General features: G+C 65.0%; 1 pseudogene. It reads left to right on the forward strand.

What is annotated here, in order from left to right:
* A pseudogene (locus EN964_RS35970) lies at positions 1-735 on the forward strand (hydroxyacylglutathione hydrolase); the annotation flags it as partial.
* Between the last annotated feature and the right edge of the window lie 86 nt (positions 736-821).

Consider the following 821-nt stretch of genomic DNA (forward strand, 5'->3'; position numbering starts at 1 on the left):
GATGTCAGGGGCGAGCCTTTTGGCGATTTTGCAGCCGCGCCGGCCACGACGGCGCTCGGCCTGCTCAGGGCCATTCGCGCGACGCTGACAGCTGCGAGAGCGGCCAATGTCAACTGGCAGTCGGTCTTCGACCAACTGCGCCTGCAGGGGCCGGTGCTGTGGGCCGCACTTGCCCCGCCGGAGCGGGCAAGGCTGGTCCGCCGGCTGCGCGTGTTCTGGGACGTGCATCGCTTCAGGATCGCTCCGCAGGTGGCGGCGGTGCTCGACCGGCGTCATGCGGCCGGAACATTCGACACCATTGCCGCCAGGCTTGTCGCGTCGAACGATGAGGACGGCAGCCTGGCTGTCAGCTTTCAACGACGCGGGCAGACACGGATCGAGACGACGCGCTTCGATGCCGTCATCAACACTACGGGTCCGGCTCATGGGCAGGCATTACAGCTGAACCCGGCGCTGAGCTCGCTGGCGGAAGCCGGCTTGATCAGGACGGACCAATATGGACTTGGCATCGAGACAAGTCTCGACAGCCGCGCAATCGGCTCGGACGGTGAGGCGGTTGCGACACTCCTGGTCGCCGGCCCGCTGGCAAGAGGCACTTTCGGCGAGCTCATGGGTCTGCCGGAAGTCGCCCGCCATGCCCAGGCGGTCGCGGGGGAAATTGCCAAGCTGCTGGTTACGCTGCCGTCAGCGCAGGCGATCGGCGCCCATGCCGCGCATGGACCTCTTGCGGGCTGACATCTGCAGGCCGGGTTCGGCAGCGAAAATTGGTATTTCCGCCCCAAGAGTGCCCCAAAAACGGAAAATCCTTCTTTGTATATTTA

Source organism: Mesorhizobium sp. M7A.F.Ca.CA.001.10.2.1, from assembly GCF_003998575.1.
GTDB lineage: Bacteria > Pseudomonadota > Alphaproteobacteria > Rhizobiales > Rhizobiaceae > Mesorhizobium.